A 17,725-nucleotide genomic window follows, 5' to 3' on the forward strand; every position below is an offset into this window, starting at 1 on the left:
AGCCCCCTCCTTAAAATACTAATCTTGCTACTGAAATCGTAGCATTGCCTGATTTTTTCTTAGTTAATACGAGCGATTCCACCTGTGCATAACGCATCGCAGCTGGTTCACTTACGCCATAAGCCCCTGTATATTTAAAGACCGTTTCAGAGGGTGATGGAAAATTTATTTCATTTAATTGTGCTGGCGTATATGTTACGAACTCCCAATCATACTTTTTCGTTAGTTCAATAAAGCACGTTTCATCTTTCTTCAAATCAATTGTACACAATGCTTTGACACTTTTTTTCGATAGCTTTAATTCAGCTAGTGTTTCATCAATCAGCTGTTCAATTTCCTCAACAGACGTCCCACGGTTACAACCCATACCAAGGACAACTGATTTTGGTCGATAAATAACACCATTCTCTAACAGCACTTCTTCCTCTTGTTCAATGAGTCGGTCGGTAATCAATAGCGTAGCATGCGGTTGCGCTAAAATTGCCGCTTGTGTTGAAGGATAAATTTTTATTTGTTCCGGCATTGGCGTATCACGCATCCACCAATCACGTTCACCCGTTTCCTGTACAATCGCCACATGTTCTTCATTAACGACTGAGGCACTAACTGGTGTTAATTTATCAGCACTGTCCCATACCCAGCCAAAACGTGCCCCAAATAAATCAACGGGAATTGTTTTTTGAACGTCAGAAGCTGTTGTGATAATAGGATTTGCTCCTAGTGCCGCTGCCACTTCATGTGTTAGCTCATTGGCGCCACCTAAATGGCCCGATAACACACTAATGACATTCTCGCCTCTATCATCAATCACTACAACACCTGGGTCAGTCTTCTTATCTTGTAAAATAGGTGCAATCATGCGCACAACCGCACCAAGTGAAATAATTAATATTAAGCCTTTATACTGTTTAAAAAGTGTTGGCAGTAATAAACGAACCGTTCCAGTAAAAAGCTGAATATGCTTTTCATCTTCGTCGCCCTGTTCAAACTTACTCATATAATATAAATCGCTTGCTGCAAAAGTCTGCTGTAGTTTGCGTCCGATTTGCACACCATGCTTGGTAATGGCAACCACTGCATAGGGATTGCGCTGCTCCACTTCAGGTAGCATACCTTCTTGTAATTCAATCACTTGTCTTCACACCTTTGCGGAAGCCATGTGTAAAGGTCGCATCATATAATTTCGAACGGTACTCATCCTTATCATGAATATCCGGGTCTAATGCCCATCCTGCTAAAATCATGGCATGCTTGCGAATACCATTGACACGCATTGCCTCATCTAGCTCAACTAATGTCGTACGGACAATTTTTTGATCTGGCCATGTGGCACGTTGAATAACCGCAACCGGTGTATGATCAGCCCATCCAGCACTTTGCAATTCTTTGACGATTTTTTTTGTTAGCGTGGCACTTAAGAACAGCGCAATTGTACAATGATGGCTAGCAAGATCTCGTAGCTTTTCAAACTCTGGTACAGGAGTACGTCCTTCTGCACGTGTTAAAATAAGCGTTTGTGTTAAATCAGGAATCGTTAACTCGGCACCAATCGCTGCGGCTGAAGCAAATACCGAACTAACCCCCGGAATCACTTCGTAGCCAATTCCTTCCTTCTTTAATAATGCAACTTGCTCCATAATGGCACCATACATCGCTGGATCACCTGTATGCATACGCGCGACTACTTTCCCTGCATTGACACGCTCAACCATGACGGCAACCATTTCTTCTAAATGCATGCCGGCTGTTCGAATTACTTCCGCATCTGGCTTTGCTTTTGCGATCAGGTCTTCATTTACTAATGAATCTGTATACATCACAACGTCCGCTGTTTGTAGCATATGTAAACCCTTGACAGTTATTAAATCGGGGTCCCCTGGGCCTGCACCGACAATATATATTTTTTTCATTATTTACGCACCACCATTAACGTTAAATATTCTAAATCAACACCGTCTAGTTCACGTACATCCCAAATAATTTCCTCATCAGATGTTACCTTTGTGACAACGGAAGCTTTATCAAGTAAATCTAAATCACGCAGTACTTCTAACATTAAATCAATTACTTTTGCTACTTTTATAAATACGACAGCATCATGGCTTTCTATCGCTTCACGCATCGCTTCATAATTATCATGGGCTGGTATAATGGCAACTCGATCATCTCCATCAGCAAGGGCAATGCCTAAACGAGACGCAGAACCGTTGAATGAAGAAATGCCCGGTACAGTGCGAATTTCTACATCTGGATGCATGTCCTGCATAAGCTTCATCATATGGATAAACGTACTATATAGCAGAGGGTCCCCTTCTGTCACAAACGCTACGTCCTTCCCTTCTTGCAATTTACCATAGACCAGTTCAACAGACTTCGTCCATTCACGCTCTAAGACGGCTTCATCTTTTGTCATGGGGAAAACGAGACCTAGCATATCTTTTTCCTCTGGGTTGATATAAACATCTACAATACGATGCGCGTAACTTTTGCTACCTTTTAACTTTTTAGGGTACGCAATAACAGGCGACTCCTGAATAACGCGGAATGCCTTTACTGTAATTAATTCTGGATCGCCAGGACCAACGCCTAAGCCATATAAAATGCCAAGATTACTCATGATTTTCTTCCTTTCGATATGCCGAAATAATATAAATTGGGTTTAATGGGACAAAGCGCGTCATATCTAAAATTGGTTTACTACGCGCAAGTTGTGCCTGTAAAATTTCCACTGCAAAGCCACATGTCTTAAACGCCTCGACTGCTTTATATAAATTTTCAATAGTTGCCGCATTTAAGACAATGCGACCATTTGGCTTTAAACGGGTACAACACAACTGTAATAGCTCGACCATTTCCCCGCCTGTACCGCCGATAAAAATGGCATCTGGATCTGGGAATTGTTCTAGTCCAGCTGGCGCTTTACTATGAATAGCTGTTATATCAACACGGAATTTTTGTTGATTTTGCAGACAGTTTTCTAAATCAGGTGCATTTTTTTCCACAGCGAAAACTTGTCCTTCTGGTGCAAGTTTTCCTGCTTCAATGGCCATGGAACCTGTGCACGTACCTACATCCCAAATCGTACTGTCCTTTTGAAGTTGCATTGCTTGCAAACTTAATACACGGATTTCCTTTTTCGTAATAAGTCCTTTGTCCGGCTTACGTTGGGAAAACGCTTCATCATCAATGCCAAGTGCATAGCGCTTTGGAGCTGATGTTTGCTGTAAAATCACGACATTTAGCGGGGAAAACTTTGCTTCTTCTAATTCATCAAGAGAGTACCAGCCATATTTTTCTTCAGCACCTTGTAAATTTTCTGCAACAAAAGCACGGTATTCCGTCATGCCAAAATGCTTTAAATAACGTGCAAGCACATTTGGATTATTATCAGCATCAGTCAGCAATGCCACTTTCTTTTTACCATCAATACGTTGTGCCAGACCTTTTATTGGGCGCCCATGAATACTTGTTACATAGGCATCCTGCCAGCTCTCACCCATTTTTGAAAAGGCAAGCTGTACGGAACTCATATATGGATACACTTCAATCGTAAGCTTTTTTGCTAAATAGCCACCGATACCGTAAAAAAGTGGATCCCCCGACGCTAAAATAACGGTCTTTCTCGTTTCTTGAGATAGTCTTTCAACGAGCGATGAAAGACCACCCTTAATGACGATTTTTTCGCCTGCAAAGCTTGGGAAAAAATCAAGGACACGCTCACCACCAACGAGCACTTCACAGTCTGTAATCCACTTTCTATACTGAGGAAGTAAACTTTCCTGTCCGTTATCCCCGATCCCAATCAATTTCATCGATTGATGCAATGTCATCAGCCCTTCCTAGTAATTGTCCCTGCATCGAATAAATCGATGTAGAGAGCGTCAAGCCACCTCTAATATGGTGTAATGATGAATAACAACACGCTTCACATAAATGATGAAAGAATGCATCATAACCTTTATCCGCCATCATTTCACCAACTTGAGAGGCGGTATTCGCTGCTCTAACTTGTTCAACAGTCTCTTCATCTGCCCCAATATCTGTAGCTAACTGTGCTAAAAAATTAAAATCAATCGCAGCACTTTTGGAGTGCACCATCATCACCCCTTGCGCTACCTTTGAAAATTTCCCCATCATGCCAACGAGCGATACGCGCTTAATGCCAAGCCGTTTACAATGCTTTAACGTAAAGCCGACAAAATCACCCATTTCAATAAATGCTTCCTCAGGTAATGCAGGATACTCAGCCATGCCAAACTTTTCGCTACGTCCACCTGTTGTCACGACAACATGGTCACAGCCAGCAGCCCTTGCAACACTAATAGCTTGGACAATGCTTGCCATATAAGCGGAACTCGAAAAAGGCACGACGGTTCCCCTTGTGCCTAAAATGGAAATGCCACCAAGTATGCCGAGCCGTCCATTTAATGTTTTTTTCGCTATTTCCTCACCATCTGGTACAGAAATAACTACATTAACGCCGCGTGTAATTTGAAAATCATCTAGCACATCTTGCACGGTACTATGTATCATCTTACGAGGTACAGGATTGATGGCGGCTTCTCCAACAGCAACGGGCAAGCCGGGCTTTGTTACTCGCCCGACCCCAATACCCCCATCTAAATGAATCCCTGGTGTATCAGCCCAACTTACCGTACCAATAATGAGGGCTTTATGTGTTGCATCTGGGTCATCACCAGCATCCTTTATTGTTTCGCAACTTACTTCGTTATGACCGAACGTACATTTTTCTATCGTAAACGTTGCATCTCGCCCTATTGGCAGATGAATCGTACTCGTTTCTTGTTCTTCATTCGTAATAAGTGCTAGCAAAGCGGCCTTCGTAACGGCTGTTGCACAGGCTCCTGTTGTATAACCGTGACGCATGTCTTTAGGATCCTTTTTTGGCTTCCGCTCCATTATTTTTTCGCCTGTTCGTCCGCTAATAATGAAATGGCATTTAATGCAGCAACCGTCACTGTACTACCGCCTTTACGCCCAACATTTGTAATATATGGAATACCTTCTATTTTCAATAACTCTTCTTTCGACTCCGCTGCTGAAACAAAGCCTACTGGCATACCAATAATTAAATCTGGCTTTGCTAAACCTTCTTTGATTAGTCGAATTAATTCTAGTAAAGCAGTTGGGGCATTCCCAATCGCATAAATACCACCTTCGTGTAATTTTGACGCTTTTTGCATCGAGATAATAGCGCGTGTTGTATTTTGTTTTTTCGCTTCAATCGACACATCTTCATCTGCGATATAGCAGTGTAAATCTCCGCCATGTTTTTGGAAACGTTTTTTACCTGAACCACTTTCTATCATTTGCACATCTGCAATAACATGACGTCCTGCAAGAATTGACTTAATCCCTGCTTCAATCGCTCCTGGTGTAATAATTACACTACGTCCTAATTCAAAGTCTGCCGAAGCATGGATTATGCGGCGGACAACTTTCCACTCATCCTCTGAAAAATCATGTTCGCCCATTTCCTCTGCAATAATTGAGAAACTATAATCATAAATTTTATCTGGGTCTACTGTTAATGGTTTAAAATCTGTTTTGAAGTCCATTTAAATTGCCTCCTAAAGTATGTTTTGCACAGCCTGAAGTACGTCCTCAAATGAGGAATATTGCTGGCCGTATTGGATATTTGGTCGTGCTATTAAAATCGTTTCGATACCACATGCTAGAGCGGCTTCTAGTTTTTCATCTACTGAGCCCACTTTGCCACTTTCTTTTGTAATCATTAAAGTGACATCATATTGGCGGAATAATGCTTCGTTTAACTCTTTTGAAAAGGGTCCTTGAATAGCTACAATATCTCGTTGTGCCACACCAAGCGCTTCACATTTTTCCATATTATCAAGGCGAGGCAGCATACGTGCAATGACACGAGTATGTTCTAACCCTTGCAAGACCTTTGTAAATGTAGCAAGTGTTTTACTACCTGTTGTCAGCATAATGACGCCTCGTTTTGTCGCAGCTAATTGTGCTGCTTCCTCATAATCTTTAACGACTGTAATCAGTGGATGTTCGTAATGCTCATTTGCGCGTTCATAGCGGATATATGGAACACCTGCACTTTTTGCCGCTGCCATGGCATTTTTAGAAGCTTCCTCTGCAAATGGGTGCGATGCATCAACGACTAAACGATCCCCTCGTTCAGTAATAAGTGCAGCCATCTCCTCTGCCGTCAATCGACCGACTAAATGAGGCAGTCCAACTTGTGCCAGACTTGTAGCAGCTGAATCCGTGACAACGGTAGCTGTAACAGCATAGCCTGCTGACTGCAATGCAAGTGCAAGATTTCTTGCATCGCTTGTCCCTGCTAACATGAAAATCATTTCACTAGCTCCTCTTCATGATGGTGGTCATGATCGTGGTGGTGATCGTGATCGTGGTCATGATGATGATGGTGATGACCATGGTCGTGGTCATGGTCGTGATGATGCTCCACGAATGCCGATGCATTAATACGGTACTGACATGTATCACAGTTCATTTTTACGTCTCCTGCAATGGCCTCTTCCATACGATCTAGCAACACCGTTTTTAATTTTGGATGGTAGCCAAAGTAATCCGCCAATTGGATGTCTAAATCAGCATATGTGGCTGCATAGCTCTTTTGCATCCCCTCCATACGCTCCATTAAGATCCCTGTAAATAAGAAATACGGCAACATAATAATCTTTTTCGCCCCAAGACGATAACAGCGTTCGATTCCTTCGTCCACTGTGGGATTCGTTACGCCCATAAATGCACACTCCACTGTTAGGACATCTAACTGTTCCCAAAGCAAACGACCAATTTTATAAAAATCACTGTTTGCATCCGCATCACTTCCACCGCGGCCGATAAATAAAATCGCAGTATCTTCTTGTTTTTCTTTAATATTCAAGCCTGTTCCTGATAAACGTTCTGTTAAAATATTTAACACTTCTTCATGCACACCAAGTGGTCGCCCATATGTAAAAGTTACATCCGGATATTTTAAACGAGCTGCATCAATCGCTGCAGGGATATGAATTTTTGAATGGCCTGCTTGCAATAAAATAATGGGCACAGCATACACCTCTGTAGCGCCACGCTTTACACATGCATCAATACCTGCTGGAATATTAGGTGCTTCAAATTCTAAAAAGCAAGTTTCAACGATATAGCTGTCGTCAATTGAAGGAGTCAATTGTTGAATAAACGTGCGTACCTCATCATTTCCTGCTGCTAAACGGCTCCCATGGCCAATAAATAAAATTGCTTTCATTTCTTTTCTCCTCACTAGTCGCCGCACGGTGCTGGCTCTACTTTTATTTTGGATGACATATCTTGATACGTAAAATGCAATATTTTTTTCACTCGTTTAAAATACTTAAACAAGCGTTCATTTGGATGTGCATTTGCCTTATATTCCTCGATAATCGCTGTAATAAGCGGAATAAGCTGTTCTGGCTCTAACCCCTCTACGACAGGCTGTGCTGCGTGTGCTGTTCGACCTACTGGCTTTGCTCCGATAAAGACATCAAATTTACTTTTGCGATAAACAATACCGATATCATCAAACACAGCACGATAACACGCCATACCACAGCCATTAAAGCCAATATTTAATGTTTTCGGCAATGACAACCCACCAAGTTTTGCTTGAAGTTCTTCTGCATATGGGATGGAATCAGCCTTCTCCCCATAACAGAAATCACATGCCTTTAATGACAAGACATCCCCAATTGGTGAGAGTAAAAACCCTACTTCTTTCAACTTCTCTGTTATCGCTTGTGGTTCTGTCGTTGGGATTTTTAAGTGAATTTGATGGTCTGGCGTATACTCCATCGTGCCTTCATCTCCCACAACTTCAGCCAATGCCATCATCTGCTGTGGTGTAAAAAATTTATTTGCTACCCCAGGGCTAACAGCTAGTTCAAAAATTGACTCCATTTTTTGTTGAACTAGCTTTGGTGTGGCTTTTGTTGCAGTTGTCCCCTGCACCATTGCAAGTGCTGTTGCTGCCATTTCTAAAGACGATTTTGTCGGTGTTGATACAGGCGTAATGGCAATATTACTTTTCATCCGTCCTGCATTTGGATCTGCCGCAAAATCATGGCTTGCAGTACCTGTTTCTTGGTTCATTGCCCACGGTTCATTTTCTTCTCTTAAACGCTGATGAGGACGTAAAGGCTGTTTTTCTTCCCCGAGCGTATATTTACGTTGATAGCCTCGCGGTGTAATCATTTTATTATCATAGAAAAACGTCGAAGAGTTGCCGATAATAACCGTTGTTAACATGCCGATATCATGCTCAAGCATCTCTGCTAAAGTCGTCATCGTAATTTCCTGACGCTCTCGGTAGGCACTCTTGACAAGACCTACAGGCGTATCAGGCGAGCGATATTCAAGTAAAATTCGCTGGGCTTCTACAATTTGACGTGTACGGCGACCACTTTTTGGATTATATAAAGCGATGACAAAATCTGCCATAGCTGCTGCTTCCACACGCTTGGCGATTAAATTCCATGGCGTTAAATGGTCACTTAAACTAATGGTACAAGAGTCATGCATAATCGGTGCACCTAGTAAACTTGCACAGGAATTAATAGCTGAAATACCTGGTACGATTTCGACTTCAACACCTGTTGCTTCTGTCCAACCAAGCTCAATAAGCACTTCATAGACAAGCCCCGCCATCCCATATACACCCGAATCTCCACTTGAAATAACGGATACAATATTGCCAGCTTCCGCTTGACGTACTGCTTCTTGCGCTCGTGAAACTTCTTCTGTCATGCCCGTACTAACAATCGACTTTGCACTAACTAAATCTTGAATAAGCTCAACATACGTTTTATAGCCAATAATAAATTCACTTTGTTGCAGTGCCTCCACAGCACGAGTCGTAATATGGTTAAAATCACCAGGGCCAAAGCCCACAACAAAAATCTTTCCTTTTTGCGCCATTTTTTACCCCTCTTTCACCTTATCGATGCCTTTAATGGCTGTTGTTTGCGGTGTACGCTGTAATGTACCTTCTTTCAGTGTAAAAACATGTTCACTATGTAAAGAGTCATGGTTTAAATCTTGTACAAGTGTTCTTCCGTGTTCAACCGATGGCACACGATACCAATTTCCTTGTGGATAAGCGATGACAACACAGGCATCTTTGCATCTGCCATTACAGCGCGTTCTTGTCGTATGTATTTCCTTATCAAGTGCTAATTTCTCGATTTCATCTCGTATTGCTAGGGTAATTTCCTCTGCCTCTTTTTTCATGCAGCTACTGCCATTACAAATAAAAAGATGCGTTTTCATTCCCTCTAAGTTCCAAGTTGTCATTGCTTTTCTCCCCTCATTTACTTTTAGGAAAAAGAAAAAACCTTCACTCTATATCGAAGAGTAAAGGTTTTGTAGAAGCCAAAATAAAAACGAATATACACGTATCCGCTCTCGCTTCACTTCTCCCTCCGAAAAGTTTGCATGCCATCAATAAGCAGGTTTCCTGACTTAAGCTTCCTTTTACTCTCGCGCCTTCCCAAGTTTTCAGTGGCATTGCGATTTCATCAGCTATTACAGTAGCGGGGGCTGTATCGGATTTACACCGATTTCCCTATTATCTCGAACTTTTTCGAGCACTTATAGATGTATCTATATTAAATTGAAATGCTGTAAGTTTTTAAAATGAATTGAAAAACTGTCTCTATCATAGCCTATTTTTTTCATACTTTTCAACATTTCTTTTTCATTTATTAGATTTTTAATAAAATTTCAACAAGTATTTCATTGATAGCGACCGTTATTCTCTTGTATTTATCTGAATTTTCTAGAATGTCAAACAACGAAAAAATTTTTTTATAAAAAAAGGATAGCTTGCGAATGGAAAAACATGTTACACTGTGTCGTGAAATCTCACAATTTCATCTTTTTTCGGTGCGAAGTGTAGCCATTTCGCTTAAAAGGGAAGCCGGTTCAAGTCCGGCGCGGTCCCGCCACTGTACTAGGGAGTTTTATAGAGAATGTCACTGTCCAATGGACGGGAAGACCTATAAAACGTTGAACTAAAGCCAGGAGACCTGCCGAAAAAAACGTGATCGTTTCAACCTACGAGGATAGGTGTGCGGCTTAGCAGATGATGATTCTATTTGCTTTTTCAGCTATGCACTTTTCCTAAATTAGGAGAAGTGCTTTTTTTATTGCGCACGCTACATTCGAAAATTTTGATTTAAGGAGGAGAGATTTTGAAATTATCTTTTTGGAAACTTAGTTACTTCCTACTAGCATTTTTACTAGTACCAAAACAAGCATTTGCCATGCACATCATGGAAGGATTTTTACCGATTGAATGGGCGATATTTTGGTGGATTATTTCGATTCCATTTATTATTTTAGGGTTACGCTCAATTCGCAAAACAATTGATGAAAACCCTGAAACGAAAATGATATTAGGGCTATCAGGGGCATTTGCATTCGTCTTATCTGCATTAAAGATTCCATCTGTTACGGGCAGTTGCTCACACCCTACTGGTGTTGGACTTGGCACAGTCCTGTTTGGCCCATTAGCAATGAGTGTGATTGGGACAATCGTCTTATTATTCCAATCGTTACTATTAGCGCATGGTGGCATTACCACTCTTGGCGCAAATGCTTTTTCCATGGCGATTGTAGGACCAATGATTGCGTATGCTGTTTTTAAAGGTGCTCAAAAAATCGGTCTATCCTTTTCTCTCGCTGTCTTTTTTGCAGCAATGCTTGGGGATTTGGGTACATATGTTGTCACATCCGTTCAACTTGCACTTGCCTTCCCTTCAGAAGTGGGAGGCTTTATGGCTTCATTCACGAAATTCGCAGGGATTTTCGCGTTAACACAAATTCCTCTAGCGATTAGTGAAGGGATTTTAACTGTCATTGTGATGAATTTCTTAAAAAAATACAATGTAAGCGAATTAAAAGCTTTACGTGTTTTCTCTGCAAAGGAGGCACATTAACATGAAGAAAAATTTACTGTTATTAGCTATTGTGATATTTTTAGCAATCATCCCTCTATTCATCCAAAAAGGCGCTGAATTCGGCGGTGCTGATGGTGAAGCTGAAGCAGCCATTGGTGAAATAAACAAAGAATACGAACCATGGTTTGAAAGCTTATGGGAGCCACCAAGTGGTGAAATTGAAAGTCTATTATTCGTCTTACAAGCCGCTATTGGCGCTGGTTTTATTGGCTATTTCGTGGGCTATATGCGCGGTAAGCATAAAGAAGGTTAAACGATGTTACTCATTGATAAGTATGCTTATATGAATAAACTAGCGTCCGTTCATCCGTTAGAAAAAATGACGTTCTCCCTTGGGTTGTTGCTATTGTCGCTTATCATGAGAGATGAACAAATTTCACTCATTACATTTCTTGTAATGAGTGCTTTTATCATTTTAGGCGCAAAAATTCCTTTACAATATTATGCAAAACTCCTGCTTTTACCGAGTTTTTTCTTGCTCTCCAGTTTACTATCTATTTTGATTTCGATTGCACCTGCTGCTAGTATTTTGCCGGCGCATCTATGGACATTTTCGCTAAGCCAGTGGACCATTTTTATAGGAAATGACAGCTTGATAACAGCGCGGCACCTGTTTTTCACCGTTTTGGGCAGTATTAGTTGTTTATATTTTTTAATTTTAACGACTTCCGTACAATCCATTTGTTATGTCTTACGGCAATGGCGGTTGCCAGCTTTATTTGTGGAGTTGGTAGAGCTAACATACCGTTTTATTTTTATCTTTTTGAACAGCATGCAAAAAATTCATCTTGCACAACAAGCACGTCTTGGTTATCAATCACCCATGCAATGGCTTCGGTCGATTTCCATGCTTATTGCAGCACTGTTTGCCGAAATGTTCCAACGCAGTCGCGAACTAAATAATGCGATGCAGGCACGCGGTGGCGAAGCTGTCTATTGGCAGGAAAGTAGTAGCTACAACAAGAAAAACTGGTTAGGCATTGTTATTATTTTCGTATCCCTCATTATCTATGGAGGTATTTCTCATGACTGAGCTTTATTTTAATCTTCAACATTTATCTTATGCTTATGCAGACGGCACTCAAGCTTTAACAGATATTACTTTGCAAATACCAAAGGGAAAAAAAATTGCCCTGCTTGGTCACAATGGCGCAGGTAAATCTACGTTATTTCAGCATTTAAATGGTATTTTAAAACCGACAGCTGGCACTATTTCTTTTTGTAACGAAACGCTTAGCTATTCTAGAAATGCATTAGCAACATTACGACAACAAGTTGGCATCGTCTTCCAAGATGCGGACAATCAACTTTTTTCTGGTACCGTCAAGCAAGACATAGCTTTTGGGCCATTAAATCTTGGCTGGTCAAACGAAAAAATTGAAGAAAAAATCGCGTGGGCTGTTGCGCAAACAGAGGTTGAAGCATTACTTGATAAGCCTATTCACTTTTTAAGCGTCGGACAAAAGAAACGTGTTGCCATGGCTGGTGTGCTCGCAATGGAACCTTCCGTCTTACTATTAGATGAACCGACTGCTGGGCTAGATACTTATTATGCGGCACAATTTTTACAGTACTTAGCTAAATTAGAAGATGGGCAACGTACGTTTTTATTAGCGACACATGATATCGCTTTAGCCTATGAATGGGCGGATCAAATAATCGTGATGGAGGCAGGGAAAATCATTTATAATGGGGATCCAATCGACATGTTCTACCAAGAGGAATTGCTTGAAAAAGCCCACCTTGAACGACCATGGGTATTTGAAATGACGCTTGCCTTACAAACAAAAAAACTATTGGGCGACAATATAGCAATGCCTCGTTCCAAAAAGGATTTACACAAACTTATTGAACAACTTTAAGAACGTATCGAGCATAACGAGTACTAGATGCTAGTTGTCGCCATACACTCCTTCTTAAGGAACAAATCTAGTAGCCACCACCCTCATCTATGAATATTTACCAACCTTGCCATATCCCGTATGCAACGAACCGTGTTGTTGTCAAACACCCACCGTTACATACGGGACGATTAATATTCCTCCGTCTTTCACTCCGCAAAAGAACGATGAACAACTCATGCGAAAAAACCTATAAAACTTTCATTTATAAAACAATATACTAGTTATAACAAAAAAACTTGTAAAAAAATTTTATTGTGGTATGAAACCTTTCTCTTTACCATCCGTTATAAATATTGTAGTTTATAATTTTTTAAGGAGGTAAAAACAATTGAAAAACTGGGTGATGAAATCAATCGCTGTCGTAGCATGTTCTGCCTTACTGGTTCCTGCTGCTTCTGCCTTTGCTGAAGCACCACAGAACCCAGAATCAGTAAAAACTATGCTCGCTAGCAACAACAAACAAGGAGCGAAGCAGTTCAAGCAACAAACAGGAGGAAACGAATGGATTAGTGATAATACGATTATCGTGAAACATTCGGGTCTTGCTAAGAACGTACATAGTAAAATAGGTGCAAAAGTTATTCGCTCCATTCCTTCATTAGGTTACGATGTAATCCAACTTAAAAAGGGACAATCGTTAACAGAGGTTGTTTCCTACTACGCCAAGCAAAAAGGTGTAAAAAGTGTATCCCCAAGCTACAAATATCATTCCTTTAACACTATTGTAGATCCAAAGAAAAAAGATATGTATCATTTGCAGCTACTGGAAATTGATAAAGCACTAGCATTAGCTGGCAATCATGATGTAAAAGTAGCCGTTATCGATTCGGGTGTAGACTATAAACATCCCGATTTGCAAGCGCAAGTACTGCCACCATATAATGCGGTAAAACCTGCCGACTCTCCTGTTGCTGATCCACACGGCACGCATGTCGCAGGCATTGTTGGCGCAACAAAAGATAATGGAATTGGTGGGCACGGGATATCTCCTAATGCCAAAATTCTGCCAATAGACGTCTTTAACGGACAAGAAGACGCTAGTGACTTTGCCATTGCACAAGGTATTCTTTATGCCGTCGAACAAAAAGCAGATGTGATTAATATGAGTCTTGGTGGCTATGGCGAGTCTCCTTTAATAGAGGAAGCTGTAAAAAAAGCGCTTGACAATGGGATTACCATTGTAGCCGCTGCAGGCAATGAATCAACCGATCGATACTCCTTCCCTGCTTCTTTTGAAGGTGTTATTAGCGTTGGTGCTACAAATGAACAAAATAAATTAGCAAGTTTCTCAAATTATGGCCCTTCAGTAGACATCGTTGCACCAGGTGAGGATATTTATAGTACCGTTTATGATGAAAAAAAAGGATCTTCTTTTGCTATATTTAGTGGGACATCAATGGCATCACCTGTTGTTGCAGGTGTAGCGGCACTATTAAAATCTAAATACCCTAATTTAAAGCCTTATGAAATAGAAGCGATTCTTGAATTGACTGCTAAAGATTTAGGAGAACCAGGCTACGACCTTACGTATGGACATGGCCTGGTTGATCCTGTTAAAGCACTACAATTTGATATTAATAATCTACCTAAACGCTATAACGAAACAAAAGAACAACGGTTGAATAACGCCAAAGTACTGAAAAAGAATGTTCTAAATACAGAAAAAGGTGAGTTTAGGCTTCCAGAAGAGAAAAAATGGTACAAGGTTGATTTAAATGCGAATGAATATGCTCAATTATCTTTAAAAGGTGCCGAAAATTACGATTATGCATTTGATTTATACTTCTACCCTACTGGTTATAGTGGCGATGTAGAACCGATTAAAGTAAATGATGTGCGCGTGAACCAACAAGAGGGCTATCTATATAAAGCTGAGCAACAAGGAACACTTCTTATTGGTGTAAAAGACCATAATGGAGGCTATAGCTTAAAGGGCAAGTCTTACTTTACATTTACAGCTCAAACAACAAACACATTACCAATTGATAATTTAACGACGATCGATCAAGCAGTGGCGATACAAAAATTCCCATTCAATACACAAGGGAAAAACTATACACTGCTTTCTAAAGATCATGAGAGCGACCAAGACTATTTCACATTCACTGTTTCAAAGCCAACGACGTTGAAATTTGATTTATCTGGTATCCCTGGTGTAACTGCATCTTTAGAACTTTATCTAAAAACAGATTTTGAACATGAACCTTCAGAACAAGGTGACGATAAAGAAGATGATGAACGCCTCCCAATCTCGGCATTAAGCAGCAAAACAAAAGGCGAAGGAGTTAGTCTTATTGTCGATGTCGAACCTGATGAAGAATATGTCCTTAGCGTTACAAATAACAGTGATAACGATTCTTCATTCGAGTCTTTCTTAATGTTTTTAAGTGGCGGCATTGACAATGAAGAAAACGATAGAATTAACGAGTCCATTTTTCCTTACACATTAACTGGTGAAGTCGTTTATTTACCTGAAGATGAAGACGGTCTTCCATTAATTGAACCGACACAAGAAGCCGAGGAAAATAATTCTTCCTCACCTGCTCCATCGAAAACAAAAAAACGTCAACAGAACTTTAACAAAAAACTATTTTCAAGTATAGAAGTATCTGATGAAGAAGAGGACTCAAAAGTAATTTTGGAGCATGCAATTCCTTATACGATTGGTAAAGAATACAAGGCATACTTCCAAACAGATGAGGATATCGACTATTTTATTTTCACACCACAAGAAGATGCCATCTATAGTTTCCAACTTCAAAAAGGCAAAAATCAAAGACCAACTGGTAGTATTTTAGAATATGATGAGGAAACGAAAGAATTGCAACTAATTTCTTCATTAACGAATGATCCAGCGATTATTTCACGACTCTACGGCATAACAATCAATGAAAATGATCCCAAGACAATTGCATTGAAAAAGGGCAAAACTTATGTTGCTAAAGTCTTAAATTTCGGAGATCGTTCTACCGAACCATATATTTTTAAAGCAAATAAAATTGCAGCAATTCCCCAAGACCAAAATAAAGAAATCAATACAGCTGAAAATGCCCGTTCAATTGAATCTGGTACCAACTATCAAAATAAACTCGTTTTTTATGATGATACAAATTATTACTACTACAAACATCAGGGCGAAGATACAGTATTAAGTCTTCTCATCAATTCCGAGCCATATACAAATAAGCAAGGAACGTCATTACCAAGAGAGCTACAAATAGATTTGAAATTTATGGGCTCTATCATTGAAGATACTAATGGTAATAAACAAATTGACGGCAATGAAATGCAAACAGAAATTCCATTTGGTCAAGGTGAAAGCTTTTTTGAAAGGCTGCTCGGTATATCAGGGACATCTGCGCTAAATACTTCATTTAAAGTTAAAAAAGATTATGGTTACTTTATTGCTGTTAATACAATCGATAACGGCTTAGTTTCGACTCAGCCATATAATTTAACGCTCTTTGACCATAAAAAGAAGGATGAGGATGCGGATTCTAAATTAGTCAATGGTATACCTACAAAGCCATCTTCACTAACGAAAACAGACGATAAATGGGTAGCTACTCAATATTTCAACGCAAATGTACCGTTTGGTGATAAGGACTATTTTGAATTCTACAATGACAGTAAGCGCCATGTAACGTTCACCTTACTAACCGAAAAAGGTTTGGATGGTGTCATCCGTATTATTGATGCTAAAGGACGCACAGTAAAAACCATCGATTATTACGGTGCCGATGATGCCGAACTAGGTATCGTACCATTGGAGCCAGGAACATATTATATTGAAGTTAGTGAAGCAAATGGTCGAGCAAGTACACAACCGTATACACTGGCAATACAGTAAATGCATTACCTTTCTGTCAATAGAAAGAGGCTGGGACAAAAGAGAAAAAGTGTTAGATTGAACCTAATCAATCTAACACTTTTTTGCTATGCCGTTGTTGTCCGCTACGACGGTGCTTTCCGCGGGCACACCGTAAGCCGCAACCCTCGCTACGCGCGGTCTGTTGCGTCTAACATTATGTGCTGTTCCCGCTGGAGTCACCGCCTTCGCTACCAACAACTAGTAAACATTTCTAATTTTTCAAATTGCAAAAGCAAGAATAGCTAAGGTCTCCATATAGCAAAAAATTATGAACACCTTTCGTCTGTTTCTTAAATTTTTTTAGTTATGTCCCAGCCACTTTTCATAATTACCATTCATTTAACCAAAATACTTTACATAATTACAATATTGATCTTGTATCATATTCAAATTTTCATATAATTTACGCGCATGTACATTGTCAGCAGCGGTTTGCAGTGTCACATAACGTGCCGATTGCTGCTCACAATATTGAAACACTTTTTCCATCAATGCTGTGCCTACCCCTTGGCCCCTCGCTTCATCCGTTACATAGATATCATTTAGTATATAAGCACGCTGTAATGCGATAGAAGAAAACGTTGGGTACAGTTGTGCAAACCCTATTGATTTCCCATTTTCCACAGCAATAAAAATAATGGATTCTTTTAAAGCCATCCGTAATTGGATAAATGCTTTGGCACTACTAATATCCGATTCTAGTCCATAAAACTGCCGATACTCATCAAATAGCACTGTTACATCTTCTAATTCATCCATTGTTGCGTGAAGTATTTCCATTTCATTCTTCTCCCCTTATGTCTACCCATGATGGTCTTAAAATGTATGTAGCTAGTGTTCATTATAAAGGAAATGATAGGATAAAGATATTGTCAATAGTACCTCACTAGTCCTATACAACATTCAAAAGGTGCCACCTTTGAGGTCACGAAGGACTTCAAAAATAGCACCCT

General features: G+C 40.1%; 16 protein-coding genes and 2 riboswitches. Of the genes, 5 read left to right on the top strand and 11 right to left on the bottom strand.

Annotation, left to right across the window (positions count from 1 at the left end; genetic code table 11):
* Window positions 1–10: 10 nt before the first annotated feature.
* The 10 genes from T479_RS13250 to T479_RS13295 are packed head-to-tail and all read right to left on the bottom strand — an operon-like array spanning window position 11 to window position 9,330.
* Window positions 11–1,132, bottom strand: a complete 1,122-nt coding sequence (locus T479_RS13250) for a cobalt-precorrin 5A hydrolase (protein ID WP_024361104.1) — start codon at window positions 1,130–1,132, stop codon at window positions 11–13.
* Complete coding sequence (gene cobM / locus T479_RS13255; RefSeq protein ID WP_024361105.1) at window positions 1,125–1,910, bottom strand: precorrin-4 C(11)-methyltransferase; 786 nt, start codon at window positions 1,908–1,910, stop codon at window positions 1,125–1,127. Before cobM ends, T479_RS13250 begins: the two co-directional genes overlap by 8 nt.
* Window positions 1,910–2,617, bottom strand: a complete 708-nt coding sequence (cobI, locus tag T479_RS13260; RefSeq protein WP_024361106.1) for a precorrin-2 C(20)-methyltransferase — start codon at window positions 2,615–2,617, stop codon at window positions 1,910–1,912. The genes cobM and cobI overlap by 1 nt, the downstream gene beginning before the upstream one ends.
* Window positions 2,610–3,830: a precorrin-6y C5,15-methyltransferase (decarboxylating) subunit CbiE gene (gene cbiE, locus T479_RS13265; protein WP_081769907.1), complete on the bottom strand. Its 1,221-nt coding sequence runs from the start codon at window positions 3,828–3,830 to the stop codon at window positions 2,610–2,612. Before cbiE ends, cobI begins: the two co-directional genes overlap by 8 nt.
* Window positions 3,787–4,920 (bottom strand): cobalt-precorrin-5B (C(1))-methyltransferase, encoded by a 1,134-nt coding sequence (locus T479_RS13270; protein ID WP_025219889.1) that lies wholly within the window; start codon window positions 4,918–4,920, stop codon window positions 3,787–3,789. Before T479_RS13270 ends, cbiE begins: the two co-directional genes overlap by 44 nt.
* On the bottom strand, window positions 4,920–5,579 hold the full coding sequence (locus tag T479_RS13275; RefSeq protein ID WP_024361109.1) for a precorrin-8X methylmutase: 660 nt from the start codon (window positions 5,577–5,579) through the stop codon (window positions 4,920–4,922). Before T479_RS13275 ends, T479_RS13270 begins: the two co-directional genes overlap by 1 nt.
* A 12-nt stretch (window positions 5,580–5,591) precedes the next feature.
* The gene (cobK, locus tag T479_RS13280) at window positions 5,592–6,353 is read right to left on the bottom strand and encodes a precorrin-6A reductase (protein ID WP_024361110.1); all 762 of its coding nucleotides are present in this window, start codon (window positions 6,351–6,353) and stop codon (window positions 5,592–5,594) included.
* A complete protein-coding gene (locus T479_RS13285; RefSeq protein WP_025219890.1) occupies window positions 6,350–7,270 on the bottom strand; it encodes a sirohydrochlorin chelatase in 921 nt (306 codons plus the stop codon). The genes cobK and T479_RS13285 overlap by 4 nt, the downstream gene beginning before the upstream one ends.
* A 14-nt stretch (window positions 7,271–7,284) precedes the next feature.
* On the bottom strand, window positions 7,285–8,955 hold the full coding sequence (gene cobJ / locus T479_RS13290) for a precorrin-3B C(17)-methyltransferase (RefSeq protein WP_024361112.1): 1,671 nt from the start codon (window positions 8,953–8,955) through the stop codon (window positions 7,285–7,287).
* A 3-nt stretch (window positions 8,956–8,958) separates the two neighbouring features.
* A complete protein-coding gene (locus tag T479_RS13295; RefSeq protein WP_024361113.1) occupies window positions 8,959–9,330 on the bottom strand; it encodes a (2Fe-2S) ferredoxin domain-containing protein in 372 nt (123 codons plus the stop codon).
* A 136-nt stretch (window positions 9,331–9,466) separates the two neighbouring features.
* Window positions 9,467–9,646: riboswitch (cobalamin riboswitch) on the bottom strand.
* A 256-nt stretch (window positions 9,647–9,902) separates the two neighbouring features.
* Window positions 9,903–10,086, top strand: a riboswitch (cobalamin riboswitch).
* A 143-nt stretch (window positions 10,087–10,229) separates the two neighbouring features.
* Here T479_RS13295 and T479_RS13300 point away from each other — a divergent pair.
* The 5 genes from T479_RS13300 (at window position 10,230) to T479_RS13320 (ending at window position 16,751) form a co-directional block, all read left to right on the top strand.
* A complete protein-coding gene (locus T479_RS13300; RefSeq protein WP_025219891.1) occupies window positions 10,230–10,976 on the top strand; it encodes an energy-coupling factor ABC transporter permease in 747 nt (248 codons plus the stop codon).
* Window position 10,977: 1 nt separating this feature from the next.
* On the top strand, window positions 10,978–11,250 hold the full coding sequence (locus T479_RS13305) for an energy-coupling factor ABC transporter substrate-binding protein (RefSeq protein ID WP_024361115.1): 273 nt from the start codon (window positions 10,978–10,980) through the stop codon (window positions 11,248–11,250).
* A 3-nt stretch (window positions 11,251–11,253) separates the two neighbouring features.
* Window positions 11,254–12,030 (top strand): cobalt ECF transporter T component CbiQ, encoded by a 777-nt coding sequence (cbiQ, locus tag T479_RS13310; RefSeq protein WP_024361116.1) that lies wholly within the window; start codon window positions 11,254–11,256, stop codon window positions 12,028–12,030.
* Window positions 12,023–12,859: an energy-coupling factor ABC transporter ATP-binding protein gene (locus tag T479_RS13315; RefSeq protein WP_025219892.1), complete on the top strand. Its 837-nt coding sequence runs from the start codon at window positions 12,023–12,025 to the stop codon at window positions 12,857–12,859. Before cbiQ ends, T479_RS13315 begins: the two co-directional genes overlap by 8 nt.
* 370 nt (window positions 12,860–13,229) lie before the next feature.
* Window positions 13,230–16,751, top strand: coding sequence for a S8 family peptidase (locus tag T479_RS13320; protein ID WP_025219893.1), 3,522 nt, complete (start codon window positions 13,230–13,232; stop codon window positions 16,749–16,751).
* 360 nt (window positions 16,752–17,111) lie between these two features.
* Here the strand turns inward: T479_RS13320 and T479_RS13325 are convergent, their stop codons facing one another.
* On the bottom strand, window positions 17,112–17,552 hold the full coding sequence (locus T479_RS13325; protein ID WP_025219894.1) for a GNAT family N-acetyltransferase: 441 nt from the start codon (window positions 17,550–17,552) through the stop codon (window positions 17,112–17,114).
* Between the last annotated feature and the right edge of the window lie 173 nt (window positions 17,553–17,725).

Source organism: Lysinibacillus sphaericus, from assembly GCF_000600105.1.
Taxonomy (GTDB): domain Bacteria; phylum Bacillota; class Bacilli; order Bacillales_A; family Planococcaceae; genus Lysinibacillus; species Lysinibacillus sphaericus.

Coding starts and splice junctions, on each gene's coding strand:
- cobM (WP_024361105.1), bottom strand. CDS start 1,910: ATGAAAAAAATATATATTGTCGGTGCAGGCCCAGGGGACCCCGATTTA.
- cobI (WP_024361106.1), bottom strand. CDS start 2,617: ATGAGTAATCTTGGCATTTTATATGGCTTAGGCGTTGGTCCTGGCGAT.
- cbiE (WP_081769907.1), bottom strand. CDS start 3,830: ATGACATTGCATCAATCGATGAAATTGATTGGGATCGGGGATAACGGA.
- T479_RS13270 (WP_025219889.1), bottom strand. CDS start 4,920: ATGGAGCGGAAGCCAAAAAAGGATCCTAAAGACATGCGTCACGGTTAT.
- T479_RS13275 (WP_024361109.1), bottom strand. CDS start 5,579: ATGGACTTCAAAACAGATTTTAAACCATTAACAGTAGACCCAGATAAA.
- cobK (WP_024361110.1), bottom strand. CDS start 6,353: ATGATTTTCATGTTAGCAGGGACAAGCGATGCAAGAAATCTTGCACTT.
- T479_RS13285 (WP_025219890.1), bottom strand. CDS start 7,270: ATGAAAGCAATTTTATTTATTGGCCATGGGAGCCGTTTAGCAGCAGGA.
- cobJ (WP_024361112.1), bottom strand. CDS start 8,955: ATGGCGCAAAAAGGAAAGATTTTTGTTGTGGGCTTTGGCCCTGGTGAT.
- T479_RS13295 (WP_024361113.1), bottom strand. CDS start 9,330: ATGACAACTTGGAACTTAGAGGGAATGAAAACGCATCTTTTTATTTGT.
- T479_RS13305 (WP_024361115.1), top strand. CDS start 10,978: ATGAAGAAAAATTTACTGTTATTAGCTATTGTGATATTTTTAGCAATC.
- cbiQ (WP_024361116.1), top strand. CDS start 11,254: ATGTTACTCATTGATAAGTATGCTTATATGAATAAACTAGCGTCCGTT.
- T479_RS13315 (WP_025219892.1), top strand. CDS start 12,023: ATGACTGAGCTTTATTTTAATCTTCAACATTTATCTTATGCTTATGCA.
- T479_RS13325 (WP_025219894.1), bottom strand. CDS start 17,552: ATGGAAATACTTCACGCAACAATGGATGAATTAGAAGATGTAACAGTG.